Genomic DNA, 24,954 nt, shown 5'->3' on the forward strand with positions numbered 1-24,954 from the left:
CTCGATTTCCCGATCGCAGACGTGACCGCTAGGACGTACCCGCCGCAGTCCCCGTGGTCCCCTTGGTCCCCGCCGCCTTCGCCGTGCAGTCGGCGCAGCGGCCGAAGATCGCGAAGTGCTTCATATCCGTCTCGAAGCCGAACGTCTCGCGCAGCTTCTCGGTGAACTCGGCGACGACCCCGACGTCGGCCTCGATCACGTTCGTGCAGTCCCGGCAGACCAGGTGGATGTGGTGGTGCCGGTCGGCCAGGTGGTACGTCGGGGCGCCGTGGCCCAGATGGGCGTGGCTGACCAGCTCCAGCTCCTCCAGGAGCTCCAGGGTCCGGTAGACCGTCGAGATGTTCACCCCGGACGCGGTCCGGCGCACCTCGGACAGGATGTCGTCGGGCGTCGCGTGCTCCAGCGTGTCGACGGCCTCCAGGACGAGCTGACGCTGCGGCGTCAGCCGGTAACCACGCTGCCGAAGATCGGCCTTCCAGTCGGTGCTCACCACAGGCTCCAGTGTAGGACCGGGCGGGACCGGGTTCCCCGGACTGCTCGAAGCCGGACCGCTCGCCGGCCGAGGCCGGGCTGCCGGGACTACTTGAAGAACGCGATGCCGTCGTCCGGCAGGTCGTCGCCGAGGCTCTTCGCCATGGCCTCGACCTCTTCCGGGGTGACGACCTTCTTCAGGTGCGCCGACATGTACGGCCGCAGCTCGACCTCGGGGGTGGCCTTCTCGCCGACCCACATGAGGTCGCTCTTCACATAGCCGTAGAGCCGCTTGCCCCCGCTGTACGGGCCGGAGGCCGCCGTCCGGGCCACCGCGTCGGTGACCAGGTCGATCTGCGGCTTCTGGTCGGCCAGCTCGCCGTACCAGATCTCGATGACGCCCTGGTCGCGGGCCATGACGACCTCGACCTTGCGGTCCTTGTCGATGCGCCAGTACCCGGTCTCGGACTCCAGCGGGCCCACCTTGTTGCCGTCGGCGTCGAGGATCCAGGAGTGCGAGACGTACTCCAGGAAGTCCCGGCCGTCGTGGCTGAAGGTGACCTCCTGGCCGAAGTTGCACTTCTCGGCACCGGGGAAGTCGGACACGCCCGCGCCCGCCCAGTTGCCCAGGAGGAAGGCCAGCGGGACGAGGTCCGGGTGAAGGTCGGACGGAATCTCGATCATGAGCGGCTCAGTCGATCTGTGAGGCGGGAGGCGGGGACGCCGGGAACGGTGGGGAGGCCGGGATCAGCGCTGGCCCTGGTACAGCTTCTTCACGGTCACACCGGCGAAGGCGAGAACGCCGACACAGACGAGGACCAGCAGGGCGGAGAAGAATGCCTCAAGCACGGGAGCTCCTTGAACGAGCGGTATGACGGCAGTACGGGGCCGGTTCCCAGCCTAATGGGTGGGCAGCGGCCCCGCCGGTCCGGGGTTTGCGGCGGGGCGCCGGGATTACAGTGCTGCCCATGCCGAAGAAGCTCGTGATCAAGGTGACCGCAGGTGCCGACTCCGCCGAGCGCTGCTCCCAGGCGTTCACCGTGGCGGCGGTCGCCGTCGCCAGCGGGGTGGAGGTCTCGCTCTGGCTGACCGGGGAGTCCGCCTGGTTCGCGCTGCCGGGGCGTGCGGCCGAGTTCGAACTCCCGCACTCCGCGCCGCTGCCGGACCTGATCGAGTCCATTCAGGCGGGCGGCCGGATCACACTGTGCACGCAGTGCGCGGCCCGGCGCGACATCACCGAACAGGACGTCCTGGAGGGTGTACGGATCGCGGGGGCCCAGGTCTTCGTCAGCGAGATCATGGCGGACGGCGTCCAGGCGCTCGTCTACTGAGGCGCTTCCTTCACGGGCGGCGCGTTCTTCACGGGCGGCGCTTCCTGCCGTCCAGCTCGTCCCACCAGGCGTCCGACTCCGGATCGCCGGTGGGGCCGGCGCCGCCCTTGGGCGGCTCCTTGCGCCGTTCGTCGGGCGGTGGCGGCGGCGCGGGATCGTCCCACCAGCGGTCCTCCGGGCCCTTCCGGTTGGCCGTCATCGCCGCGACGGGCGGAATCACCATCGCGATCACGCACATCGCGATGGCGGCCGGCATCGACCAGAGCCTCACGAAGGCCCAGGCCGACACGAAGAGGACGAGGCACCCGCCCATCATCAGGAAGTAGGCGCGCCGGCGTCGGCGGTACATGAGTCCAGCGTAGGCCCGATCCGGCCGCCCGGCGCCCGGACGGCTCGAAGGGCCGTACCCCGTCTCTGGAAGCGTCCAACCCCCAGGGGTACGGCCCTTCGGCCGGTCGTCGGCTGCGCCGCGACGGTGGTGCTAGACCGCGATGGCCACCTCGGACAGACCGCCGGTGCGGGCCACGACCGTGCGGTCGGCGCTGCCGCCGGGGACCAGTGCGCGGAGCGTCCAGGTGCCCTCGGCCGCGTAGAAGCGGAACTGTCCGGTCGCCGAGGTCGGGACCTCGGCGGTGAACTCACCGGTCGAGTCCAGCAGGCGGACGTAGCCGGTGACGGGCTCGCCGTCACGGGTCACGCTGCCCTGGATGGTGGTCTCACCGGGCTTGATCGTCGAAGCGTCGGGGCCGCCGGCCTTTGCTCCACACATGGCGTTCTGTCCTTCTGGTCGGGGGTCGTGCTGGTCCGGGTGGTGCGGAGTTACTTGTTGGCGCCGAGCTCGATCGGCACGCCCACGAGGGAGCCGTACTCGGTCCACGAGCCGTCGTAGTTCTTGACGTTCTCCTGGCCGAGCAGCTGGTGCAGCACGAACCAGGTGAGCGCGGAGCGCTCGCCGATGCGGCAGTAGGCGATGGTGTCCTTCGACAGGTCGACCTGCTCGTCCTCGTAGAGCGCCTTGAGCTCTTCGTCGGACTTGAAGGTGCCGTCGTCGTTGGCGTTCTTCGACCACGGGATGTTGCGGGCGCTCGGCACGTGGCCCGGACGCTGCGACTGCTCCTGCGGGAGGTGGGCCGGGGCGAGCAGCTTGCCGCTGAACTCGTCGGGCGAGCGCACGTCGACCAGGTTCTGGGTGCCGATGGCCTTCACGACGTCGTCGCGGTAGGCGCGGATCGACTCGTCCTGCGGCTTGGCCTTGTACTGGGTGGCCGGGCGGGACGGGACCTGGTCGCCGTCGACCAGGTCGCGCGAGTCGAGCTCCCACTTCTTGCGGCCGCCGTCGAGCAGGCGGACGTCCTGGTGGCCGTAGAGCTTGAAGTACCAGAACGCGTAGGACGCGAACCAGTTGTTGTTGCCGCCGTACAGGACCACCGTGGTGTCGTTGCCGATGCCCTTCTCGGACAGCAGCTTCTCGAAACCGGCCTGGTCGATGAAGTCGCGGCGGACCGGGTCCTGGAGGTCCTTGGTCCAGTCGATCCGGATCGCGTTCTTGATGTGGTTCTTCTCGTACGCGGAGGTGTCCTCGTCGACCTCGACGATGGCGACCTGCGGGTCTTCGATGTGGGCCTCGACCCAGTCGGCGTCTACCAGGACGTCTGCGCGGCTCATTGTGTTCTCCTCCGGGGCAGTCTGCGGCGAGATGGTGCGAGTGGTGCGAGAGGCCGCGTGTCGCGGATGTACGGGGCGCCGGGGCGCGGGTACGGCGACAGGCGGGCGGCCCCGACGAGCGGTCGAGGGGCCTGGAAGGCGGGAGGTCGGCGTATCCCGCTCAGACAGTGCGACAGAGCATGGCGGCGACGCGGCACAGGTCCACTGCCCGCCGCTTCGTGAGGTCCGCCCGGCCACCCTGGGGAAGGCCGCTAATAGAGCACTGCATGGGTCGATCGTAGGGACGTCCGGGCGGACATGTCACCGTTGTGTCGTATTCTGAGACACGATCGTCCGCGATGTGGGATGCGAGAGAGGGTGCGGCGGCTCCGGGGCAGCTCCCGGGGGCGCGGGGCCGGTCGGGCATCTGCGGAGCGGACGCGACCGTCTCAGCATGTGGGTGACGGACCGGAGCGGGGCCCTCCGCAGCCACCAGGACCCCCTACCCGGCCGCGGTCCCGGTTATCCGGCCGGCCGGGGCCGTCCGTACGGGACTAGCCGTCGAGGCGTACGTCGGTGCCCGTCACCGAGATCTCCAGGCCCGCCTCGGTCGGCTGGATCCGCTCCAGCTTCAGGCCGTTCGGCAGCCCGCCGACCTCGCGCTCGAAGTCGGTCTTCTCGCGGACCAGCTTCTCCAGGCCGGGGATGCCCTCACCCGGCACCTTGTCCGCGTGCACACGGACGGTGTGGCCGTCGACCAGGGTGACGGTGGACAGGACGCTGCGCGAGATCGTGCGGCCCAGGATGTTGACCGCGCCGGTCACCTTCACCTTGTTCTTGCCGCCGTACTCCACGACGACGTCCTCGCTGGCCGCCTTGGTCAGGTCCTCGTAGGAGATGACGGCCGTCCCCGTGGCGCGGGCGGCGGTGGCGCCGGAGAAGCCGTCGGACAGATGCACCCGGCGCAGCTCGGCGTTCATCCGGCTGATCCGCAGCGTGCGGCCGGCGGCGCTCGTCTCCAGGCCGGTGATCTTCACGTCGACCTCGTCGAGCTCCGATCCGGCGAGCTGGGTCAGGAACGGGAAGCCCTTGATGGAGACCTCGGTGGAGCTGATCCGCGCCCCCGGGACCGCCACCCGGTCCTCCGCCTGCGACTCCGCGAAATACACCGCCGCGCGGTCCACCACGATGAACACACCGGCCAGAACCACCACGACGACCAGCAGTATTCGCAGTGCACGCATGCCTGTCCTCCCCCGCCCCGCGTCCGTCCGGACCCCTGGCGCCCGTGAGCCTACTGCGGCCGCACGTCACGCCCCGGGTGATCGACGAGCGGAAGCCCCCCGACGGTTCCCCGCGGAGGGCTTCCCTGTGCCTGTGTCATGTGCCGGGCCACGGCCGCCGGTTACGCGAGCACCCGGCCGATCAGATAGACGGCGGGCGCGGCAGCGGTGAGCGGCAGGGCCACCCCCGCGGTCATGTGCACAAAGCGTGACGGGTAGTCATAGCTGGCCACCCGCAGGCCGATCAGCGCGCACACCCCGGCGGCGAGGCCGAGCAGCGCGCCCTTCGCGCCCAGGTCGGTGAGGGTGCCGGCGGCGGCGCCCGCACCCGCCGCGACGACCAGCGCCGCCACGACCGACGCGGGTCCCGGCAGCGGCAGCGCCCGTACGGGCACGGCGAACGCGACGGCGACCGCGCCGACGGTCACGGCGTCCGGGACGGCCGCGAGGTGCCCGGCGGCGAGGACCGCGAGGGCGGCCGAGGCGACCGTGGCCATCAGCCCCTGCATCCGCTCGTCGGCGCCCGCCCGGCTGCGCAGCTGGAGGACGACGGTGAGCAGCACCCAGACGCCGAGGGTGCCGAGGATCGCGGCGGGGCCGTTCTCCCGGCCCGCCGCCAGCAGGGCGATGTCGGCCACCAGGCCGCCGGCGAAGGCGAGCGCGATGCCCTGGCGGGCCGGCCACATGCCGTTGAGCCGGAACCAGCCGGCCGCCGTCACCGCCTGGAGCAGGACCAGCGGGACGGCCAGGGCGTACGGTCCGGCGGCCGCGCCGAGCGCGAGCAGCAGCCCGAGCCCCGCGGTGATCGCGGCGGGCTGCATCCCGGGCGCGATGATCGGCGACCGGCCCTCGGCGCGGGCGCGCTGGGCGTCGGTGATGCGGGCGTTGCCCAGCGTGGTGGGCGCGCTGTAGCCGTCGTCGGCCGCGGCGGCGGGCGCCGGGGCGGGTTCGGAGGCGGCGGGCTCGGCCCGGACCTCCGGGGGCAGGGGGTACGAGCCGGACGGGGTCCTCGCCGGCGGCGCCTGCTGGGGTGCGGGCTGCGCGGCAGGCCGGACGACCGGCTGGTACTGGGTGTCCCAGGTCTGGCCCTCCCACGTCTGTGTGACGCCCTGGTAGGGGTCGTGGGCTCCCGGGGCGCCCGGGGCCCCGTACGGCGCCGCGTCACCCGCGTAGGGCGCCTGCTGCCCGTACGCGGGGTCGCCGTGGGGCTGCTGCCGCGGGTCCTGCCCGTACGCGGGGTCGCCGTAGGGCTGCTGCGGCTCCTGGCCGTACGCGTACTGCTGGGGCTCCTGCCCGTAGGCGTACTGCCGCGCGTCCGGATACGGCTGGGGCTCCTGGCCGTACGGGTACTGCGGCTGCTGCGGGTACGGCTGCTGCTGATCGCTGCTGCTCATGTTCTGCGGTTCACCCTCCTGCGAACGGCGGGAGCACCTCGACCGTGCCGCCCTCGGCAAGGCGTACGGTCTCATGGCTCCGGGTCCCGACGGGGTCACCGTCGATGAGGAACGAACACCTTTGCAGTACGCGGCTCAGCTCACCGGGGTGCCGCTCGCGCACCCCGTCGAGCGCCTCCTTGAGCGTCCCGGCGGCGTACGGCTCCTCCGCGGTCCCGGCTGCGGCCTTGGCGGCCGCCCAGTAACGGATCGTTCCCGCAGGCATGGCGGCACTCCTCTCGTCCCGTCTCGGTTCAGGTATCGGCTGTCCATCATGGTTCACCGCGTCGCCGCCCAGTCGGCGATGCGGGTGAGCAAGGTCTCGTCCGCCGCGTTCTCGGCGTGGCCCATGCCGCGCTCCAGCCACAGCTCCGCCGCGTCGCCCGCCGCTTCGGCCAGCATGCGCGGGTGGTCGAGCGGGAAGTACGGGTCCCGGTCGCCGTGCACGATCAGGAGGGGCGCCGGGGCGATCAGGCCTGCGGCGGCGACCGGGGAGAGCGGGACCGGGTCCCAGGCCCCGGGGACGATCCGGGTGCGGAAGCCGTAGCGGCCGACCAGTCGGCCGGTGGGCCGGGTGACCATCCAGTGCAGGCGCCGCATGGGGGCCGTCCCCCGGTAGTACCAGCGCGCCGGGGCGCTCACGGACACCACCGCGTCGGCGTGCGCCCCCTTGTGCGCTTCCGTGCGCCCCCTGCGCTCCGCAACGGCCGGAGCGTTCGAACCCTCCGCGCCCGTCTCGTCCGGAGCCGTATACAGCGCACCGTGCCGGAGCACCACGGACCCGCCCATCGAGAACCCGACCGTAACGACGCGTTGATGCCCGAGCGACCGCGCCCAGGCCACCGCGGCCGCCAGGTCGAGCACCTCGAGATCGCCCACCGTGGACCGCCCTCCGGACCGTCCGTGCCCCCGGAAGGAGAACGTGATCACGGCCGCACGCTGGGAGAACACCCCCACGGCACGCCGTACCGCCGGGCGGTCGGCCGAACCGGTGAATCCGTGCGCGACGACGATCGCGGTGCCGGGGCCGCCCGCGTCGCGGCCGGCGCCTTCATCCGCCGTACACGGGTCGTACACCGCCTCGATCATCACCCCGTCATCGGTCCGCAATGTGGTCCGCAGCGGCCCCTGCGTGATCAAGCGAACAGAGGAACTCGGAATTCGCCCCTCGGACACAGAACTCATGTGGGCTATTCTCCTGTGAAGAGGATCCGGGCAAAGCAGCCCCCGGGTCCTTTTGTGCTTTCCGCGCGTTGTTACGACGACGTTTCGACAAGCTCAGCGGTCCTGGGCGCGGGGCCGCACCGGTAAAACCCGTATGACAAAACGTCGTACGACACGCACGAACCAGCGTACGAAGCAGTGCCGCATACTCCCCCGGGCCCCGCCCGGGAGTGCCCCTCTCGCAGGGAACGAGGAGGACCGACGTAATGGGCGAGCCAACCGTGCACGATCATCGACCGACGACCCAGGCAGGTGGGCGGCGATGAGTTCACTGCTGCTCCTGACGAATGCCCTCCAACCGTCGACGGAGGTGCTTCCCGCCCTCGGCCTCCTGCTGCACAGCGTGCGGGTGGCACCCGCCGAAGGCCCCGCTCTCGTCGACACCCCCGGTGCCGACGTCATCCTCATCGACGGGCGCCGCGACCTGCCCCAGGTCCGCTCGCTCTGTCAGCTGCTGCGGTCCACCGGACCCGGCTGTCCGCTGATACTCGTCGTCACGGAGGGCGGCCTCGCGGCCGTCACCGCCGACTGGGGCATCGACGACGTGCTGCTCGACACGGCGGGCCCCGCCGAGGTCGAGGCGCGGCTGCGGCTGGCCACCGGCCGGCAGCAGATCACCTCCGACGACTCCCCGATGGAGATCCGCAACGGCGACCTGTCGGTCGACGAGGCGACCTACAGCGCGAAACTGAAGGGCCGGGTCCTGGACCTGACCTTCAAGGAATTCGAACTGCTCAAGTATCTGGCGCAGCACCCCGGCCGGGTCTTCACCCGCGCCCAGCTGCTCCAGGAGGTCTGGGGCTACGACTACTTCGGCGGTACGCGGACGGTCGACGTCCATGTCCGGCGGCTGCGCGCCAAGCTCGGCCCCGAGCACGAGTCGCTCATCGGCACCGTACGCAACGTGGGCTACCGCTTCGTGGCGCCGGAGAAGGTGGAGCGGGCCGCCGCCGAGGAGGCCAAGGCCGCCGCGGCGAAGACCGCCGCCGAAACCGTCACCCGTTCGGAGCAGCCGGAGGAAGCCGAGGTCACGGAAGAAGGCCCGGTCCGGCCTGCCAAGAGGTAGTTCCATCCGCGTAGACTGCCGCGCGTGGCCAAGGTGACGCGGGACGATGTGGCGAGACTGGCGGGGACGTCGACCGCAGTGGTCAGTTACGTCATCAACAACGGACCCCGGCCGGTCGCCCCGGCCACGCGCGAGCGGGTGCTCGCCGCGATCAAGGAGCTGGGCTACCGGCCCGACCGGGTCGCCCAGGCCATGGCCTCGCGGCGGACCGACCTCATAGGCATGATCGTGCCCGACGCCCGGCAGCCGTTCTTCGCGGAGATGGCGCACGCGGTCGAACAGGCCGCGGCCGAGCGCGGGAAAATGGTGCTCGTCGGCAACTCCGACTACCGCGACGAGCGCGAGGTCCACTATCTGCGGGCCTTCCTCGGCATGCGGGTCTCCGGGCTGATCCTGGTCAGCCAGGGCCCCAGCGAGCGGGCTGCGGCCGAGATAGAGGCCTGGGACGCCCGGGTCGTCCTGCTGCACGAACGGCCCGAGGCGATCGACGACGTCGCGGTCGTCACGGACGACGTCGGCGGCGCCCAGCTCGCCACCCGCCATCTGCTGGAGCACGGCAACGCGTACGTGGCGTGCCTCGGCGGCATGGAGTCCACCCCGGCGGTCGGCGACCCGGTCGCGGACCACGTCGAGGGCTGGCGCCGGGCGATGCACGAGTCGGGCCGCTCGACCGAGGGCCGGCTCTTCCAGGCCCCGTACAACCGGTACGACGCCTACCGGGTGGCCCTGGAGCTCCTCGCGGGCCCCGACCGTCCCCCGGCGATCTTCTGTGCGACGGACGACCAGGCCATCGGTGTGCTGCGGGCCGCGCGCGAGCTGCGGATCGATGTACCGGGCGAGCTGGCGGTGGCGGGGTTCGACGACGTGAAGGAAGCCGGTCTGACCGATCCGCCGCTCACGACGGTCTTCTCGGACCGCCCGGCGATGGCGCGGGCGGCCGTGGACCTGGTGCTCGACGACTCGCTGCGGGTCTCGGGCTCGCGGCGGGAGCGGCTGAAGCAGTTCCCCTCGGCGCTGGTGGTGCGGCGTTCCTGCGGCTGCGGCGAGCCCCCGGCGCCCCGGCCGCAGGGCTAGGGCCTGTCTTCAAACTCCCCTCGTCGCCCGGAGGGCGGCCGCGCGGCAGAGGGGAGTTCGAAGACAGGCCCTGGGGTCCCAGGGCCGCGCGGGTCATCTTTATATCGGGCATACGCGCTTCTGCCGGGCTTCTCAGGGCGTACTCACGCTCCTCTCATCTTCGCCGGACACTCTCATAGGCATGACAGAGAGCCAGCGCCCGAGCGGCGAGTACCCGATGTACCCCTCGTACGGCAACGGCGACGCGGCCTACCCGCCGCCGCCGTCATACCAGCCGGTCCAGCCCGTCGAGCCGGTCTCCATGGGCCCCGGGACCACCGTGTGGCCCGCCCCCGGGCCGGCCGGCGGCCACCCCGGCGGTGCGGGGGACGGCGGCGGTGACGGCTACCGCGGCGGCGGGCTGCCGCAGCCCGCGCCCGAACCGTCCCCCTCGCGGCGCCGGGTCCGCCGGCCGGTCGCGCTCCTCGCGGCGGTGGCCATCGCGGCGGCGATCGTCGGCGGCGGCACCGCGACGGTGATCGGACAGCTCACCGACCACGACACCGCGAACACCGGCAGCGGCATCGTGCCCGGCACCACCGTCTCGCAGAGCAACAAGGGCACCGTCTCCGGTGTCGCGGCGGCCCTCTCGCCGACGATCGTCGAGATCGGCGCGACCTCGACCGCCGGCCAGTCCACCGGCTCCGGCGTGGTCATCACGTCCGACGGCGAGATCGTCACCAACAACCACGTCGTCGCGGGTGCCACGGCCCTCAAGGTCACGCTGAGCACCGGCAGGACCTACACCGCCGATGTCGTCGGCACCGACGCCGACAAGGACCTCGCGCTCATCAAGCTCCGGGGCGCGAGCGGGCTGAAGACGGCCACGCTCGGCGACTCCTCCAAGGTCGCCGTCGGGGACGAGGTCGTCGCGATCGGCTCGCCCGAGGGCCTGACCGGCACCGTCACCAGCGGCATCGTCTCCGCGCTCGACCGCGATGTCACGGTCGCCAAGGACGGCGACAGCGGCCAGGACCAGGACCAGCAGGGCGGCGGGCGGCAGTGGCCGTTCGAGTTCGGCGGTCAGCAGTTCAACGGCGACACCGGCGAGTCCACCACCACGTACAAGGCCATCCAGACGGACGCCTCGCTGAACCCGGGCAACTCCGGCGGTGCGCTGATCAACATGAACGGCGAGATCATCGGCATCAACTCCGCGATGTACTCCGCCAGTTCGGCCTCCGGCTCGGGCTCCTCCAGCGCCGGGAGCGTCGGCCTCGGCTTCGCGATCCCGGTGAACACGCTGAAGGCCGACCTCGACACCCTGCGCGCCGGCGACGGCTCCTAAGGGCTGTCCCGCGCCGGGACCGTGCGAGGCTGAGAAAATGGCGGGCCGTGCCCCCGCCCCGTACGGAACGAGAAGAGGACGAAGCAGCGATGAGCCCCGCCGAAGACGATCCGCAGCGCATCCTGATCGTCGACGACGAGCCAGCCGTCCGCGAGGCCCTGCAGCGCAGCCTCGCCTTCGAGGGATACGGCACGGAGGTCGCCGTGGACGGTCTCGACGCCCTCACCAAGGCGGAGTCGTACGCCCCCGACCTCATCGTCCTCGACATCCAGATGCCGCGCATGGACGGGCTGACCGCCGCCCGCCGCATCCGCTCCACCGGCACCACCACGCCGATCCTGATGCTCACGGCCCGGGACACCGTCGGCGACCGCGTCACCGGACTCGACGCGGGCGCCGACGACTACCTGGTCAAGCCCTTCGAGCTGGACGAGCTCTTCGCCCGTATCCGGGCCCTGCTGCGCCGCAGCTCGTACGCGGCCGCGGCGGGGCCCGTCCCCGACGACGACGTGCTGTCCTTCGCCGACCTGAAGATGGACCTCGCCACCCGCGAGGTCACGCGCGGCACCCGGCGCGTCGAGCTGACCCGTACCGAATTCACCCTCCTGGAGATGTTCCTCGCGCACCCGCGCCAGGTGCTGACCCGCGAGCAGATCCTGAAGGCGGTGTGGGGCTTCGACTTCGAGCCGAGTTCCAACTCGCTGGACGTGTACGTGATGTACCTGCGCCGCAAGACGGAGGCCGGCGGCGAACCGCGCCTGGTCCACACGGTCCGGGGCGTGGGGTACGCGCTGCGGGCGGGCGGGGGCGAGGGGTGACGGGGCCCCTGGACCGCATCCGCGCCCTGCCGCTGCGCTCCCGCCTGGCCCTGCTGGTCGCGGTGGCGGTGGCGGTGGCGGTGGCGGTGGTGGCGGTTGCCTGCTGGTTCGTGACGCGGGAGCAGTTGGAGAACCAACGGGATGCGACGCTGCGTTCCGCCAAGGTGGACAACCAATACCTGGCCGACCTCTACCAGCACTGCACCGGCATCAGCAAGCAGCCGACCCGGCCCTACACGGGCTTCGCCGTCCAGCTCATCGACTCCCAGGGGACGGCCTGCACGGCCCCCGGCACGTCCGCGCTCCCGGTGACCGAAGCCGACCTCGCCGTCGTCAACCACGAGCAGAGCGGTGCGCTTCACTCCGAGGCCGATGCCCACGGGACGAAGATGCGGGTCTTCACCTACTGGGTGACTGTGACGGTCTCCCGCGGGCCGGCGCAGCCGCGCGCCGAAATCGATCTCGGCGTCTCCATCGCCCGCCCCACGAACGAGATCAACAAGCCCCTCTCCACGCTCGCCTGGGTCCTCGTCCTCGTCTCCGGCATCGGCGTAGTGGGCGCCGGCGCCGCCGGGCTCTGGGTCGCCCGTTCCGGTCTGCGTCCCGTCGACGAACTCACCGAGGCCGTCGAGCACGTCGCCCGTACCGAGGACCTGACCGTCCGCATCCCCGTCGAGGGCGAGGACGAGATCGCCCGGCTCTCCCGGTCCTTCAACTCGATGACCGCTTCCCTCGCCACCTCCCGGGACCGCCAGGCCCAGCTGATCGCGGACGCGGGCCACGAGCTGCGCACCCCGCTCACCTCCCTGCGCACCAACGTCGAACTCCTCGCCCGCAGCGACGAAACCGGCCGGGCGATCCCGCCGGACGACCGCAAGGCGCTGATGTCCTCGGTGAAGGCCCAGATGACCGAGCTGGCCGCGCTCATCGGCGACCTCCAGGAGCTGGCCCGCCCGGACGCCGCGCAGCCCGGTCCGCTCCAGGTCGTCGCCCTGCACGACATCACCCGCACCGCCCTGCAACGGGCCCGGCTGCGCGGCCCGGAGCTGACCGTCACGGCGGACCTGGCTCCCTGGTACGTACGGGCCGAACCGGCCGCGCTGGAGCGGGCGGTCGTCAACGTCCTGGACAACGCGGTGAAGTTCAGCCCGCCCGGCGGCACGATCGACGTGGTGCTGCACCGGGGCGAACTGACCGTCCGCGACCACGGCCCCGGCATCCCCGCCGACGAACTCCCCCACGTCTTCGAACGCTTCTGGCGCTCCCCGTCCGCCCGCCAGCTCCCGGGCTCCGGCCTGGGCCTGTCGATCGTCGCGCGCACGGTCCAGCAGTCCGGCGGCGAGATCACCCTGCGCCCGGCCCCGGGCGGCGGCACGGAGGCATGGATCAGCCTCCCGGGCGCGCCGCAGCCACCGCCGGAGACGCCGCAGGGGTGACACGGTCAGGAGGACCGGGCCACCCCGCCGCTCACGTCGCCGGGTTGTGCCGGATCAGGGACTCCACCAGGCCCGAGCGGGTCGCCGGGAAGTCCAGCGGGACGATGCCGAGGCCCGTCCAGCCGGACGTCTCCGCCGAGTCGAGGAACGAGTGGACCTGCGGGTTCAGCCGGTCCGCGTTCGAGCGGGGCGGCAGGAGGGCGGCGGTGCTCACGTAGTTCATGAACAGCTTCCCCGGTTCGGCCGCCGCCCTGCGGAACTGGGCTTCGATCTTGGGGTACTTGGCGAACGGCTCCGCCATGTAGTCGTCCTGGATGTCGAAGAGACCCGGGTCGGCGTACCGCACCCCGGGCAGCCCGCCGTTGTCGGCGAGCAGCACCACCTTGCCGCGGGCCCCGCCGAGCGTGGGCAGCGCGGAGTCGATGTGGAACAGCGGGCGCCAGCCCCTGCCGTCGAGGTAGTCGTCGAAGACCGCCCGGAACGCCTGGTCGCTCTCCTCCGAGTACTCCTGCTTGACCCGCATCAGCACGGTCTCGGTCGGCCGCGCGGCCAGGAAGTCCCAGCAGGCGCCGAGGACATCACCGAACATCAGGTTCTGGTACGAGGCCCCGTGGTGGATCGCGAAGGAGCCGTCGGTGATCCGGCACCGTACGTCGAGGAAGCGCACCCCGCTGTTCAGCTGCTCCGCGATCGTGGTGTTCTGGCACTCCGTCCAGGGGCCGCCGTAGCGGGCGCCGGAGTCGTGCGAGCCGGGGATCGTGAGGCGCTGGAGCGCGGTGCCGTCCGCGATGCCGCCCATCCAGTCCTGGACGGTGAGCGCCTTCGGCGCCGCCGCGCGGGCGGGCGCCGCGCCGACGAGGGCGGTGGCGGAGACGGCCAGTGCTCCGGCCAGGAAGTGTCTGCGGCTCGCGGTGTACGTACGCGTCTGGCTCATGGGGATGCCTCCGGGCTGTGTGGGGTCAGCCAGCGGATTATGGCCCGTACACGTCACGCAGGAACAGGGCCCGTGGGCCCATGCGCGCGCATGGCGCGAAAACGACGGATGCGCGGGCCGGGGCAGCCGCCCCGGCCCGCGCATCCGCGTCGGATCACATACCGCCTACTGCACGACCGTGATCCGGTCCGTCGCCGGCGGGGCCAGCGGCGCCGAGGCCGTGGAGTGCGCCGCCAGGTAGGCGTTGAACAGGTCCAGGTCGGAGGCGCCGACCAGCTTGTCGGTGCCCTCGCCGAGCGCCGCGAAACCGTCGCCGCCGCCCGCCAGGAACTCGTTCATCGCGACCCGGTAGGTCTTCGCCGGGTCGATCGCCTCACCGTTGAGCTTGATGGTGTCGGTGACCACGCGGGCCGCGCCCGACTTCGTCAGGTCCAGGGTGTAGGTGAGGCCCTTGGAGACCTGGAGGATCTTCGGGCTGGCCTCGTTGGAGCCGCTGACCTGCTGCTGGAGCGCGGCGACGAGCTGGGCGCCGGTCAGGTCGACGACGTTCATCATGTTGGTGAACGGCTGCACGGTGAACGACTCCCCGTACGTCACCACACCGTCGCCCTCGCTGCCCGACGCCTTGTACACCAGGTCGGCGCGGATGCCGCCCGGGTTCATGAAGGCGACGACCGCCCCGCCCTTGTCCGCCGGGGCCAGGCCCTCCAGCTGCGCGTCGGCGATCAGGTTGCCGAGCGGCTTCTCCGGGGCCGTGGAGCCGCGGCCGTTGATGTCGGCGGAGATGTAGCCCTGGGGCCGGTTGGAGATCGGCGCCGCGAGGGTGTTCCAGCGGGCGATCAGGTCCGTCATGTCCTTGGCCGGCTTCTGGTCCCGGTCGACGATGTGGTTCGCGGAGACCGGGTTGGCCGGGGCGGGCGTGTGGTGCTTCGAGCCCTTCTTGCCGCTGCCCTTCACCGCCGTGCGCACGATGTCGTTGGTGCGGCGGTCGTACGTGAGGGTCGTGTCCGTGTACAGCTTGCCGAACGACGCGGCCGAGGTGACCAGGCGCGGGTTGCCCGCCGGGTCCGGGATCGTGCAGACGTACGCCTGGTGGGTGTGGCCCGTCACCAGCGCGTCGACCTTCGGCGAGATGCCCTTGGCGATGTCGGTGATCGGCCCGGAGATGCCGTCACCGGCGCCCGGGCTGTCGCAGTCGTAGTTGTACGAGGACGAGGCCGGGGCCCCGCCCTCGTGGATCAGGGCGACGATGGACTTGACGCCCTGCCGGTCCAGCTCCTTGGCGTACTTGTTGACCGTCTCGATCTCGTCGTGGAACTTCAGGCCCTTGACGCCGTTGGCCGTCACGATGTCCGGCGTGCCCTCCAGGGTCACCCCGATGAAGCCGATCTTGACGCCGTTCTTCTTCCAGACCGTGTACGGCTTGAGGATCGGCTTGCCGGTCTTCTCGTCCGTCACATTGGCGGCCAGGTAGGGGAAGTCGGCCCCCTTGAACTTCTTGCCCTTCTCGTAGCACCCCTCGACCGGGTGGCAGCCGCCCTTCTGCAGGCGGGCCAGCTCGGTGGCACCCTCGTCGAACTCGTGGTTGCCGACGCTCGTCACATCGAGGTCGATCTTGTTGAGCGCCTCGATGGTCGGCTCGTCGTGGAAGAGGCCCGACAGCAGCGGGCTCGCACCGACCATGTCGCCGCCGGCCGCCGTGATGGAGTACGGGTGGCCCTTGCGCGCGGTACGCAGCGAGGAGGCGAGGTACTCCACGCCACCGGCCGGTACGGCCTTCGTCGTGCCGTCGGCCTGCGTCTCGTTGACCGTGCCGGCCGAACCGGCCGGCGGCTCGAGGTTGCCGTGCAGGTCGTTGAAGGACAGCAGCTGGACGTCGACGGTCCGGTCCGGCCGGTGGTGGCCGTGGCCCTTGCCGTGGCCATGTCCGTGGGCGCCGGCCGGCATGGCGGCGACGAGCGCGCCGACGGTGGCCAGACCGGCTGCGGCGGCGAGCACCCGCCGGGACGCGCGGTTCTTCTGCGGTGTCGCTGACATCGGTCCCCTTGTGAGTTCAGCGGGAGGTTCGAGAGTGCTGACGAGTCTGGAGTCTGCGTGCCGCAGCCTAGAGTCAACGCGCGTAGCGCGACAGATGTTTGGGGTTACGAATGGATTGCCGCCCGAGCGGAAACCGACCATTCACCCATATGGCTCCCATAAGCGGGCACAAGCCTCTCGACGCCGGTCCGGGACGCGGATCCCGGCCGGCCCGGAGAACCCCGCCGCCGCCCGCCGAGGGCCACGTACGCTCGTAGACATGACGACTGACGTACCCCTCCCCGCCCCCGGACGCGAGATCCAGACGCTCGACACCCTCTCCCCCGGCCAGGCCGAAGCCGTCCTCGCGCTGCTCGCCGAGGCCGCGCGGTCCGACGGCAGGCAGGCCGTGTCCGAGCAGGGGCGGCTCCAGCTGCGGGGCGGGCACCGGGAGGGCGTGCGGCACTTCCTGCTGACCGCCGGGGGCGAGCTGGCCGGGTACGCGCAGCTGGAGGACACCGACCCCGTCGAGGCACCGGCCGCCGAGCTGGTCGTGCACCCCGCGCACCGGGGGCACGGGCACGGGCGGGCGCTCGGTTCGGCGCTGCTCGCCGCGACCGGCAAGCGGCTGCGGGTGTGGGCGCACGGCGGCCGTTCGGCGGCGCGCCATCTCGCCCAGGTCCTCGGGCTCTCGCTCTTCCGCGAACTGCGGCAGCTGCGGCGCCCGTTGAGCCCGCTGAACATCGCGGAGCCGGTTCTGCCCGAGGGCGTCACCGTCCGCACCTTCGTCCCCGGCCGGGACGACGCCGCCTGGCTCGCCGTGAACAGCGCCGCCTTCGCCCACCACCCCGAGCAGGGCTCGCTGACCCAGCGCGACCTGGACGACCGCAAGGCCGAGCCGTGGTTCGACCCGAAGGGCTTCTTCCTCGCCGAGCGCGCCACCGCCGACGGCGGCGCCGAGCTCGTCGGCTTCCACTGGACGAAGGTGCACGCCGAGGAGCAGCTGGGCGAGGTGTACGTGGTCGGCATCCGGCCCGACGCGCAGGGCGGCGGTCTCGGCAAGGCGCTCACCGCGATCGGGCTGCGGCACCTGGCCGCCGAGGGCCTGCCGACCGCGATGCTCTACGTCGACGCGGACAACACCGCGGCCGTGACGGTGTACGAGCGGATGGGCTTCGTCACCCATGAGGTCGACCTGATGTACCGCACGGAGTCCTGAGGCCGGCAACTCCCCCGGGGGCGGCGTCGCTTGACGCCGCCCCTTACTTGCGCCACCCTTTCACTACTCAACTAGTGAAAGGGTGGAAGATGGCAGAGTCCGCAGCGGTCGAGTTCCGTATCGACCGGCGCAGCGGCGTGGCCACGTACCTCCAGATCGTCCAGCAGACCAAACAGGCCCTGCGGCTGGGACTGCTGAAGACCGGTGACCGGCTGCCCACCGCCAGGGAGGTCGTCGAGGCCACCGCCATCAACCCGAACACCGTGCTCAAGGCCTACCGGGAGCTGGAACGCGAGGGCCTCGTGGAGGGCCGGCGCGGCCTGGGCACCTTCGTCACCGGGACCCTCGGCGGCGCGGCCGCCGACGACGGCGCGCCGCTGCGCGCCGAACTCGCCGACTGGGCCCGCCGGGCCCGCTCGGCGGGCCTGGACAAGGACGACGTGAGCGCGCTCTTCACCGCAGTACTGGACAGCACATTCGAGGGGGACCGGGAACGATGACAGGGACCGCGCTGGAGGCCGACGGCCTCGGCATGAAATACCGGAGCAGGGGCGGCGGGTGGGCGCTGCGCGACTGCTCGTTCCGGCTGCCCGCCGGCGCCGTCTGCGCGCTCGTCGGCCCCAACGGGGCGGGGAAGTCCACCCTGCTCGCCCTCGCCGCGGGCTTCCTTCGCCCGGCCGAGGGCGCGCTGCGGGTGCTGGGCGCGACGCCCGCCGAGGCCCGGGCCCGGATGGGCTATGTGGCCCAGGACAAGCCGCTGTACCCGCAGTTGACGGTCGCCGAGACGCTGTGGGCGGGCGCCGAGCTGAACCCCGCGACCTGGGACCGGGAGACCGCGGAGCGCATCGCCGAACCGCTCCCGGCCGACGCGAAGGTCCGCACCCTGTCCGGCGGGCAGCGCACCCGGCTCGCGCTGGCCCTGGCGCTGGGCAAGCGGCCGGAGATCCTGCTGCTGGACGAGCCGATGGCCGATCTCGACCCGCTCGCCCGGCACCGGCTGATGGGCGCGCTGATGGCCGAGGCCGCCGAGCACGCCACGACCATCGTGATGTCCTCGCACATCCTCAGCGAGCTGGAGGGCGCCTGCGACCATCTCCTGCTCGTCGACGGCGGCCACGTCCGCCTCGGCGGCGAGACGGACGACCTGCTCGCCGCGCACGCCCTGCTCACCGGCCCCGTACAGGACCTCGCCCCGCACACCGTGGTCGAGTCCCGCACCACGGGCCGGCAGCTGACCGCACTCGTCCGCACGCGGGGCCCGGTGGACCCCACCGCCTGGCGGACGGCCACGCCGACCCTGGAGGAACTGCTGCTGGCGCATCTGCGCTCACCGGAGGCGCCCGCGCTGCTCACACCGGGTACGGACGTCCGCCGGGAGGTGGCCGCATGAGCGCCACCGGTCTGCGCACCCGTCTCACGCCCGCCGAACTGCGGGGCCCCGTACGGGTCCTGCTCCGCCAGCACCGCCGTGCCCTGTGGGCGGCCTGCGCGCTGCTGGTCCTGGGCATCGCCTTCGTGGTGGCGCTCCGGATCTGGGTCGCCTCCTCGTACGAACGCTGCCCGGACGGCGACACCACCCGCTGCGGCGACGGAACATATCTGGCGACCTACGCCCGTACCTCCACCGAGACCTTCCTCGCGGACGGCGGCACCGCCCTCCTGTGGCTCGCCGGGCTCATCGGCGTCTTCGTCGCGGGTCCGCTGATCGCCCGCGAGCTGGAGAACGGCACGTTCCGGTTCGGCTGGGCCCAGTCGATGTCGCCCGCCCGGTGGCTGGCGGCCCGGATCGCCCTGCCCGCGGCCCTGGTGACGGCAGGCACGACCGTGCTGGTGCTCGTCTACCGGTGGGGCCGGTCGGGCGTGCAGGGCCCGAACGCCTACGGGCTCGACTGGCCCCAGCGCGGTGTCTTCCCCGCCCTCGGCCCGGTCGCCGTCGGCTACGCCCTGCTGGCCGTGGCGCTCGGCGCCCTGTTCGCCGTGCTCGTGCGCCGCACCCTCCTGTCGATGGGCCTCACCGCCCTCGTCCTGGGCACGGTCATGCTGGGGTTCTCCAAGCGCCGCTACGAACTCTGGCCGACCGCCCGCACGCTCGGCAGGGAGCCGCAGCCGAACTCCTGGTACACCGAAACGGGCATGCTCACCCCCTCCGGCAAGGAGCTCTACTGGAAGGACTGCTTCGGGACGGGCCGGACCCCGGAGAACTTCGCGGACTGCCTCACCGACCGGGGCGGGGTCACCTACTTCACCGACTACCACCCCGCCTCGCACTTCTGGCCCCTCCAGCTCGTCGAGACCGCCGTCCTGCTGGCCCTCGCGGCCGGGGCCGCGGTCCTCGCCTTCCGGGTGCTGCGCCGGCGCCACGCCTGAGGCGGCAGGCGGCCCGAGGCCGTGTCCGGGGCCGGGAGCGGCACCCGGACACGGCCACACCGCTTCCTGCATGTCATGTCACCGTTACCGGGCATTCAGACGCCCTTGCGACGCTCTCACAATGCAGCCAGCTGTGCCGACCCCCGGCAACGGGAGAAATCCCGGCAGAACGCGCTCCGACCGCTCCCTCCCCGCGATCTCGACCACCTCCGACGCGCCCCCGGAGCCCTCCGCGCGGAACAATGGGCTCATGAGCCAGCAGCCCAGCTCCGAGGTCCCGGTCCAGCCCGCCGCCCAGCCGTCCGTCGGCTCCCTCGCCGCACACCGGCCGCATGCCGTCGCCGCCCCCTCGGCCGGGGGTGCCGTCCTGTCCACGGCGGCCGATCTCGACCCCGACATCGACGCCGACGCCGACGCCTACGAGCCCGACGTCGACGGCGACGAGCTGCCCCAGGGCCGGTTCCTGGACCGGGAGCGCAGCTGGCTCGCCTTCAACGAACGGGTGCTGGAACTGGCCGAGGACCCCTCGACCCCCCTCCTCGAACGGGCTAATTTCCTCGCCATCTTCGCCTCGAACCTGGACGAGTTCTTCATGGTCCGGGTGGCGGGCCTCAAGCGCCGGATCGCGACCGGGGTGGCCACCCGTTCCGCGTCCGGTCTGCAGCCCCGCGAGGTCCTCGACCTGATCTGGACCCGCTCGCGCGAGCTCATGGCCCGGCACGCCGCCTGCTACCAGCAGGACGTCGCCCCCGCCCTGTCCGACGAGGGCATCCAGCTGATCCGCTGGCCGGAGCTGACCGAGAAGGAGCAGGCCCGCCTGTTCACCTTCTTCCGCCAGCGCGTCTTCCCCGTGCTGACCCCCCTGGCCGTCGACCCGGCGCACCCCTTCCCGTACATCTCCGGCCTCTCGCTCAACCTCGCCGTCGTCGTGCGCAACCCGGTCAGCGGCCACCGCCACTTCGCCCGGGTCAAGGTGCCGCCGCTGCTGACCCGCTTCCTGGAGGCCTCCCCGCAGCGCTACGTCCCCATCGAGGACGTCATCGCCGCCCACCTGGAGGAGCTCTTCCCGGGGATGGAGGTCCTGGCCCACCACATGTTCCGGGTCACCAGGAACGAGGACCTGGAGGTCGAGGAGGACGACGCGGAGAACCTCCTGCAGGCCCTGGAGAAGGAGCTCATGCGGCGCCGCTTCGGCCCGCCGGTGCGCCTGGAGGTCGAGGAGTCCATCGACCCGTACGTCCTGGACCTGCTGGTCCGCGAGCTGAAGGTGTCCGACGCCGAGGTCTACCCGCTGCCCGGCCCGCTCGATCTGACCGGGCTGTTCGGCATAGCGTCGCTGGACCGGCCGGAGCTGAAGTTCCCCAAGTTCATCGCGGGCACCCACCGCGACCTCGCCGAGGTGGAGTCCGCCTCCGCGCCCGACATCTTCGCCGCCCTGCGCGAACGCGATGTGCTGCTGCACCACCCGTACGACTCCTTCTCCACCTCCGTGCAGGCCTTCCTGGAGCAGGCGGCGGGCGACCCGGACGTCCTGGCGATCAAGCAGACGCTGTACCGCACCTCGGGCGACTCGCCGATAGTGGACGCCCTCATCGACGCCGCCGAGTCCGGCAAGCAGGTCCTCGTCCTCGTCGAGATCAAGGCCCGCTTCGACGAGCAGGCCAACATCAAGTGGGCGCGCAAGCTGGAGGAGGCGGGCTGCCATGTCGTCTACGGGCTCGTCGGCCTGAAGACGCACTGCAAGCTCTCCCTCGTCGTCCGCCAGGAGGGCGACACCCTGCGCCGCTACTCGCACGTCGGCACGGGCAACTACCACCCCAAGACGGCCCGGCTGTACGAGGACCTCGGCCTGCTCACCGCCGACCCGCAGGTCGGCGCGGACCTCTCCGACCTCTTCAACCGGCTCTCCGGCTACTCCCGCCGCGAGACCTACCGCCGGCTGCTGGTCGCCCCGAAGTCGCTGCGCGACGGGCTGATCGCCCGGATCAACAAGGAGATCGCGCACCAGCGGGCCGGGCGGCCCGCCTACGTACGCATCAAGGTCAACTCGATGGTCGACGAAGCGATCATCGACGCCTGCTACCGGGCCGCGCAGGCCGGGGTGCCCGTCGACATCTGGGTGCGCGGCATCTGCGCGATACGCCCCGGCGTCACCGGTCTCTCGGAGAACGTCCGGGTCCGCTCGATACTGGGCCGCTTCCTCGAACACTCCCGGGTCTTCTCGTTCGGCAACGGCGGCGAGCCCGAGGTCTGGTTCGGCAGCGCCGACATGATGCACCGCAACCTCGACCGCCGCATCGAGGCACTGGTCCGGGTCACCGACCCCGCCCACCGGGCCGCGCTCAGCCGGCTCCTGGAGACCGGTATGTCCGACACCACCTCCTCCTGGCACCTGGGCCCCGACGGGAACTGGACCCGGCACGCCACGGACGCGGAGGGCAAGCCCCTGCGGCACGTACAGGAAATGCTCATTGACGCCCGGAGGCGCAGGCGTGCGACGCCCTGACCACCAGACCCAGGCCGGCCCGACCGCGGCGGCGGTGCTCGCCCCGTACCTCAGGGACCGGGCCGCGGACTTCCTGCGCAGCCTGCGTCTGCACCGCGAGAACAGCGCTCCCACGGACGCCGGGTCCCAGGCCGCCGAACAGGCCGTCGGGGCGCTGCGCCGCTCGTCCCGCCGGATCGGCGGCACCCTGCACACCTTCCGGGCGGTGCTCGACCCGCACTGGGCCGAGCAGCTGCGGACGGAACTGGCCTGGCTGTCCGGCACGCTCGCCCGCGAGCACGCCTACGCGGAGCGGCTGACCCGGCTCCTCGAAGCGCTGCACGGGCTGTCGGGCGCCGCCCTGCCCGCCGCCCGCACCGGCTCAGGTCCCGCCGCCCCCGCCGACAAGGAGCGCGCCGTCCTCGGGGTCGGCGCGGCACGGGCCGGCGCCCTGCTGGAGAGACAGCTGACCCTCGCCCGGACCCGGGCGCACTCCGCCGCCCTCCAGGCCCTCGGCTCCTCCCGCTTCCACGCGGTGGCCGACGCCGTCGCGCTGCTGGCCTCCGAGGTCCCGCTCTCCGACGAGGCGGGCGGACCGGCCGGCGAGCTGCTGCGCGAACCCGCCGACCGGGCGGAGCAGCGGCTGCTCGGCGCGGTGGCGGCGCTCCCCTCCGACGAGGCGGCGGAGCCGTACAACGAGGCGCACGACGCGCCCTGGCACCAGACCCGGCTGCTGCTGCGGCTGCACCGGTACGCCCACGAGGTGGTGCACGGCGCCCCCGATCCGGTGCTGGCCGGGCCGGGGCACGCCCTCGATCTGCACCGGGACGCGGCGGAGGCGGCAGCCGCGGCGGCAGCGGCGGCCCGCACCCCCCGGATCGCGCCGACGACGGCGTACGCCCTGGGGGTGCTCCACGCCGACCAGCGCCATGAGGTGGAGGCGGCGCGCGCGGTGTTCCGCGAGAGCTGGCCGTACGCCACGGCGGGCGTGGCCCGGCCGTGAGCGGCACGGTGCGGGCGGCGGGCTGCGTCCTGTGGCGCCGCCCGCCCGCGTCCGCCGGGGGCGTGGAACTCTGCCTCGTCCACCGGCCGCGTTACGACGACTGGTCGTTCCCCAAGGGCAAGCTGAAGCGCGGCGAGTCCCCCCGGGACGCGGCGCTGCGCGAGGTCCTGGAGGAGACGGGCCACCACTGTGTGCCGGGTCCCGTGCTCCCCCTGGTCCGGTATGTCGCGAACGGCCGCCCGAAGGAGGTCACCTACTGGTCCGCCGAGGCGACCGCGGGCTCCTTCGTCCCGAACGACGAGGTGGACGACGTGCTGTGGCTGGCGCCGGCTGCCGCCCGCGACCGGCTGACCCAGCCCCGCGACCGCGAGCTGCTGGACGCGGCGCTCGGGACCCTGCCGCAGGCGTAGGTCCGTCCGGAAAGCCCCGGGACAGGTGCACCGCGCGGTACGGAACCAGGCCGCCCGACACGGTTCACCTCCCGTTCACCCACCCCCGCAAACCGCTTCACCTGTTCTGCCTAATTTCGGCAGTGCACGGTGCGCGGCACACACCGCACCGGCCACGACTTCCGCACCACCCATCACCTGCACGCCGTCGTAGAACGCAAAGACACCTCGGCGGCTCCTGGAAGGAACACCCGAAAGTGAAGCTTCAGCGCAAGAACCGGCTTCGTGCCACCGCGCTCGGTGCCCTCGCCGTCTCCGGCGCCCTGGTCCTCACGGCGTGCGGTTCGGACAACAACAGCGGCGGCGACAGCGGTGGCAGCGGCGGTGGCCAGACCAAGGCCGCGTCGAACGTCAAGTGCGACGGCGCCAAGGGCCAGCTGCGGGCCTCCGGCTCCAGCGCGCAGAAGAACGCCATGGACCTCTGGGTCAAGGAGTACATGGCCGCCTGCTCCGGCGTGGAGATCAACTACAACTCCTCCTCGTCCGGCGAGGGCATCGTCGCCTTCAACCAGGGCACCGTCGGCTTCGCCGGCTCCGACTCGGCGCTGAAGCCCGAAGAGGTCGCCGACTCGAAGAAGATCTGCAAGTCCGGCCAGGGCATCAACCTCCCGATGGTCGGCGGCCCGATCGCGATCGGCTTCCACCTCGACGGCGTCGACAGCCTGACGCTGGACGCCCCGACCCTCGCCAAGATCTTCGACACGAAGATCAAGAAGTGGAACGACCCGGCGATCGCCAAGCTCAACCCCGACGCCAAGCTCCCGGACAAGGCGATCCAGCCCTTCCACCGCTCCGAGGACTCCGGCACCACGCAGAACCTCGGCAAGTACCTCTCCGCCGCGGCCCCGGCCGACTGGAAGTACGAGGCCGAGAAGAAGTGGCCGGCCCCCGGTGGCCAGGGCGCGACCGCCTCGTCCGGTGTCGCCACCCAGGTGAAGCAGGTCGACGGTTCGATCGGCTACTTCGAGCTGTCGTACGCCACCTCGCAGCAGATCACCACGGTCGACATCAACACCGGCGGCGCCGCCCCGGTCAAGGCCTCCTCGGAGAACGCCTCCAAGGCCATCGCCGCCGCCAAGGTCAAGGGCACCGGCAAGGACCTGGCGCTCGACCTCGACTACACCACCAAGGCCGAGGGCGCCTACCCGCTCGTCCTGGTGACCTACGAGGTCGTCTGCGACACCGGCAACAAGGCCGACACCCTCGGCACGGTCAAGTCCTTCCTGACCTACACCGCCTCGGCGGACGGCCAGAAGCTCCTGACCGAGGCCGGCTACGCCCCGATCCCCGAGGCGATCAACGCCAAGGTCCGCGAGACGGTCGCCGGCCTCTCGTAACGAGAACACCCCGCTCGACGCGCACGGCGAACCACGC

Annotated in this window: 25 protein-coding genes; 14 read left to right on the top strand and 11 right to left on the bottom strand. The window is 71.9% G+C overall.

Annotation, left to right across the window (positions count from 1 at the left end; genetic code table 11):
* Positions 1-28 precede the first annotated feature (28 nt).
* Positions 29-493, bottom strand: a complete 465-nt coding sequence (locus RLT58_RS16215) for a Fur family transcriptional regulator (RefSeq protein WP_311311096.1) — start codon at positions 491-493, stop codon at positions 29-31.
* Between the two features lie 86 nt (positions 494-579).
* Positions 580-1,155: a heme-binding beta-barrel domain-containing protein gene (locus RLT58_RS16220; protein ID WP_311311097.1), complete on the bottom strand. Its 576-nt coding sequence runs from the start codon at positions 1,153-1,155 to the stop codon at positions 580-582.
* Between the two features lie 284 nt (positions 1,156-1,439).
* On the opposite strand from RLT58_RS16220, the gene RLT58_RS16225 reads away from it, so the two are divergent.
* A complete protein-coding gene (locus RLT58_RS16225; RefSeq protein WP_311311098.1) occupies positions 1,440-1,802 on the top strand; it encodes a DsrE family protein in 363 nt (120 codons plus the stop codon).
* Between the two features lie 28 nt (positions 1,803-1,830).
* Here the strand turns inward: RLT58_RS16225 and RLT58_RS16230 are convergent, their stop codons facing one another.
* From RLT58_RS16230 to RLT58_RS16260, 7 genes are all read right to left on the bottom strand, one after another.
* Positions 1,831-2,151 (bottom strand): DUF3099 domain-containing protein, encoded by a 321-nt coding sequence (locus RLT58_RS16230; RefSeq protein ID WP_311311099.1) that lies wholly within the window; start codon positions 2,149-2,151, stop codon positions 1,831-1,833.
* Positions 2,152-2,283: 132 nt separating this feature from the next.
* The gene (locus RLT58_RS16235) at positions 2,284-2,571 is read right to left on the bottom strand and encodes a DUF1416 domain-containing protein (protein WP_311311100.1); all 288 of its coding nucleotides are present in this window, start codon (positions 2,569-2,571) and stop codon (positions 2,284-2,286) included.
* 50 nt (positions 2,572-2,621) lie between these two features.
* The gene (locus tag RLT58_RS16240) at positions 2,622-3,467 is read right to left on the bottom strand and encodes a sulfurtransferase (RefSeq protein WP_311311101.1); all 846 of its coding nucleotides are present in this window, start codon (positions 3,465-3,467) and stop codon (positions 2,622-2,624) included.
* A gap of 533 nt (positions 3,468-4,000) precedes the next feature.
* Positions 4,001-4,690, bottom strand: a complete 690-nt coding sequence (locus RLT58_RS16245) for an LmeA family phospholipid-binding protein (RefSeq protein WP_311311102.1) — start codon at positions 4,688-4,690, stop codon at positions 4,001-4,003.
* Between the two features lie 161 nt (positions 4,691-4,851).
* The gene (locus tag RLT58_RS16250) at positions 4,852-6,123 is read right to left on the bottom strand and encodes a hypothetical protein (RefSeq protein WP_311311103.1); all 1,272 of its coding nucleotides are present in this window, start codon (positions 6,121-6,123) and stop codon (positions 4,852-4,854) included.
* Positions 6,124-6,133: 10 nt separating this feature from the next.
* The gene (locus RLT58_RS16255; protein WP_311311104.1) at positions 6,134-6,388 is read right to left on the bottom strand and encodes a MoaD/ThiS family protein; all 255 of its coding nucleotides are present in this window, start codon (positions 6,386-6,388) and stop codon (positions 6,134-6,136) included.
* Between the two features lie 53 nt (positions 6,389-6,441).
* Positions 6,442-7,347 (bottom strand): alpha/beta hydrolase, encoded by a 906-nt coding sequence (locus RLT58_RS16260; protein ID WP_311311105.1) that lies wholly within the window; start codon positions 7,345-7,347, stop codon positions 6,442-6,444.
* A gap of 301 nt (positions 7,348-7,648) precedes the next feature.
* On the opposite strand from RLT58_RS16260, the gene RLT58_RS16265 reads away from it, so the two are divergent.
* The 5 genes from RLT58_RS16265 (at position 7,649) to RLT58_RS16285 (ending at position 13,107) form a co-directional block, all read left to right on the top strand.
* A complete protein-coding gene (locus RLT58_RS16265) occupies positions 7,649-8,452 on the top strand; it encodes a response regulator transcription factor (protein ID WP_311311106.1) in 804 nt (267 codons plus the stop codon).
* A 24-nt stretch (positions 8,453-8,476) separates the two neighbouring features.
* Positions 8,477-9,526, top strand: coding sequence for a LacI family DNA-binding transcriptional regulator (locus RLT58_RS16270; RefSeq protein ID WP_311311107.1), 1,050 nt, complete (start codon positions 8,477-8,479; stop codon positions 9,524-9,526).
* Positions 9,527-9,707: 181 nt separating this feature from the next.
* Positions 9,708-10,853, top strand: coding sequence for a S1C family serine protease (locus tag RLT58_RS16275; RefSeq protein WP_311311108.1), 1,146 nt, complete (start codon positions 9,708-9,710; stop codon positions 10,851-10,853).
* An 89-nt stretch (positions 10,854-10,942) separates the two neighbouring features.
* Positions 10,943-11,671 carry a response regulator transcription factor gene (locus tag RLT58_RS16280; RefSeq protein WP_311311109.1) on the top strand — a complete coding sequence of 243 codons (729 nt, stop codon included), beginning with the start codon at positions 10,943-10,945 and terminating at the stop codon, positions 11,669-11,671.
* The gene (locus RLT58_RS16285; protein ID WP_311311110.1) at positions 11,668-13,107 is read left to right on the top strand and encodes a sensor histidine kinase; all 1,440 of its coding nucleotides are present in this window, start codon (positions 11,668-11,670) and stop codon (positions 13,105-13,107) included. The genes RLT58_RS16280 and RLT58_RS16285 overlap by 4 nt, the downstream gene beginning before the upstream one ends.
* A gap of 31 nt (positions 13,108-13,138) precedes the next feature.
* Here RLT58_RS16285 and RLT58_RS16290 read toward each other — a convergent pair whose 3' ends face one another.
* Positions 13,139-14,041 carry a phosphatidylinositol-specific phospholipase C gene (locus RLT58_RS16290; RefSeq protein WP_311311111.1) on the bottom strand — a complete coding sequence of 301 codons (903 nt, stop codon included), beginning with the start codon at positions 14,039-14,041 and terminating at the stop codon, positions 13,139-13,141.
* Positions 14,042-14,206: 165 nt separating this feature from the next.
* Positions 14,207-16,078: a bifunctional metallophosphatase/5'-nucleotidase gene (locus RLT58_RS16295; RefSeq protein ID WP_311311112.1), complete on the bottom strand. Its 1,872-nt coding sequence runs from the start codon at positions 16,076-16,078 to the stop codon at positions 14,207-14,209.
* 259 nt (positions 16,079-16,337) lie between these two features.
* Between RLT58_RS16295 and mshD the strand changes: the two genes are divergently transcribed.
* From mshD to pstS, 8 genes are all read left to right on the top strand, one after another.
* Positions 16,338-17,276, top strand: coding sequence for a mycothiol synthase (gene mshD, locus RLT58_RS16300; protein ID WP_311311113.1), 939 nt, complete (start codon positions 16,338-16,340; stop codon positions 17,274-17,276).
* An 89-nt stretch (positions 17,277-17,365) separates the two neighbouring features.
* Entirely contained in the window at positions 17,366-17,776 is a 411-nt protein-coding gene (locus RLT58_RS16305) for a GntR family transcriptional regulator (protein ID WP_311311114.1), read from the top strand.
* Complete coding sequence (locus tag RLT58_RS16310; protein WP_311311115.1) at positions 17,773-18,666, top strand: ABC transporter ATP-binding protein; 894 nt, start codon at positions 17,773-17,775, stop codon at positions 18,664-18,666. Before RLT58_RS16305 ends, RLT58_RS16310 begins: the two co-directional genes overlap by 4 nt.
* Positions 18,663-19,643 carry an ABC-2 membrane transporter-related protein gene (locus RLT58_RS16315; protein ID WP_311311116.1) on the top strand — a complete coding sequence of 327 codons (981 nt, stop codon included), beginning with the start codon at positions 18,663-18,665 and terminating at the stop codon, positions 19,641-19,643. The genes RLT58_RS16310 and RLT58_RS16315 overlap by 4 nt, the downstream gene beginning before the upstream one ends.
* A 250-nt stretch (positions 19,644-19,893) precedes the next feature.
* Positions 19,894-22,149 carry an RNA degradosome polyphosphate kinase gene (locus tag RLT58_RS16320; RefSeq protein WP_311311117.1) on the top strand — a complete coding sequence of 752 codons (2,256 nt, stop codon included), beginning with the start codon at positions 19,894-19,896 and terminating at the stop codon, positions 22,147-22,149.
* The gene (locus RLT58_RS16325) at positions 22,136-23,131 is read left to right on the top strand and encodes a CHAD domain-containing protein (protein ID WP_311311118.1); all 996 of its coding nucleotides are present in this window, start codon (positions 22,136-22,138) and stop codon (positions 23,129-23,131) included. Before RLT58_RS16320 ends, RLT58_RS16325 begins: the two co-directional genes overlap by 14 nt.
* Positions 23,128-23,541, top strand: coding sequence for an NUDIX hydrolase (locus RLT58_RS16330; RefSeq protein WP_311311119.1), 414 nt, complete (start codon positions 23,128-23,130; stop codon positions 23,539-23,541). The genes RLT58_RS16325 and RLT58_RS16330 overlap by 4 nt, the downstream gene beginning before the upstream one ends.
* A gap of 236 nt (positions 23,542-23,777) precedes the next feature.
* Positions 23,778-24,917, top strand: a complete 1,140-nt coding sequence (gene pstS / locus RLT58_RS16335; RefSeq protein ID WP_311311120.1) for a phosphate ABC transporter substrate-binding protein PstS — start codon at positions 23,778-23,780, stop codon at positions 24,915-24,917.
* The last annotated feature ends 37 nt before the right edge of the window (positions 24,918-24,954 follow it).

Origin of the sequence: Streptomyces sp. ITFR-16, assembly GCF_031844705.1 — a bacterium.
GTDB lineage: Bacteria > Actinomycetota > Actinomycetes > Streptomycetales > Streptomycetaceae > Streptomyces.

Coding starts and splice junctions, on each gene's coding strand:
- RLT58_RS16265 (WP_311311106.1), top strand. CDS start 7,649: ATGAGTTCACTGCTGCTCCTGACGAATGCCCTCCAACCGTCGACGGAG.
- RLT58_RS16235 (WP_311311100.1), bottom strand. CDS start 2,571: ATGTGTGGAGCAAAGGCCGGCGGCCCCGACGCTTCGACGATCAAGCCC.
- RLT58_RS16230 (WP_311311099.1), bottom strand. CDS start 2,151: ATGTACCGCCGACGCCGGCGCGCCTACTTCCTGATGATGGGCGGGTGC.
- RLT58_RS16255 (WP_311311104.1), bottom strand. CDS start 6,388: ATGCCTGCGGGAACGATCCGTTACTGGGCGGCCGCCAAGGCCGCAGCC.
- RLT58_RS16295 (WP_311311112.1), bottom strand. CDS start 16,078: ATGTCAGCGACACCGCAGAAGAACCGCGCGTCCCGGCGGGTGCTCGCC.
- RLT58_RS16305 (WP_311311114.1), top strand. CDS start 17,366: ATGGCAGAGTCCGCAGCGGTCGAGTTCCGTATCGACCGGCGCAGCGGC.
- RLT58_RS16315 (WP_311311116.1), top strand. CDS start 18,663: ATGAGCGCCACCGGTCTGCGCACCCGTCTCACGCCCGCCGAACTGCGG.
- RLT58_RS16290 (WP_311311111.1), bottom strand. CDS start 14,041: ATGAGCCAGACGCGTACGTACACCGCGAGCCGCAGACACTTCCTGGCC.
- RLT58_RS16260 (WP_311311105.1), bottom strand. CDS start 7,347: ATGAGTTCTGTGTCCGAGGGGCGAATTCCGAGTTCCTCTGTTCGCTTG.
- RLT58_RS16280 (WP_311311109.1), top strand. CDS start 10,943: ATGAGCCCCGCCGAAGACGATCCGCAGCGCATCCTGATCGTCGACGAC.
- mshD (WP_311311113.1), top strand. CDS start 16,338: ATGACGACTGACGTACCCCTCCCCGCCCCCGGACGCGAGATCCAGACG.
- RLT58_RS16220 (WP_311311097.1), bottom strand. CDS start 1,155: ATGATCGAGATTCCGTCCGACCTTCACCCGGACCTCGTCCCGCTGGCC.
- RLT58_RS16240 (WP_311311101.1), bottom strand. CDS start 3,467: ATGAGCCGCGCAGACGTCCTGGTAGACGCCGACTGGGTCGAGGCCCAC.
- RLT58_RS16310 (WP_311311115.1), top strand. CDS start 17,773: ATGACAGGGACCGCGCTGGAGGCCGACGGCCTCGGCATGAAATACCGG.
- RLT58_RS16275 (WP_311311108.1), top strand. CDS start 9,708: ATGACAGAGAGCCAGCGCCCGAGCGGCGAGTACCCGATGTACCCCTCG.
- RLT58_RS16320 (WP_311311117.1), top strand. CDS start 19,894: ATGAGCCAGCAGCCCAGCTCCGAGGTCCCGGTCCAGCCCGCCGCCCAG.
- RLT58_RS16245 (WP_311311102.1), bottom strand. CDS start 4,690: ATGCGTGCACTGCGAATACTGCTGGTCGTCGTGGTGGTTCTGGCCGGT.
- RLT58_RS16225 (WP_311311098.1), top strand. CDS start 1,440: ATGCCGAAGAAGCTCGTGATCAAGGTGACCGCAGGTGCCGACTCCGCC.
- RLT58_RS16250 (WP_311311103.1), bottom strand. CDS start 6,123: ATGAGCAGCAGCGATCAGCAGCAGCCGTACCCGCAGCAGCCGCAGTAC.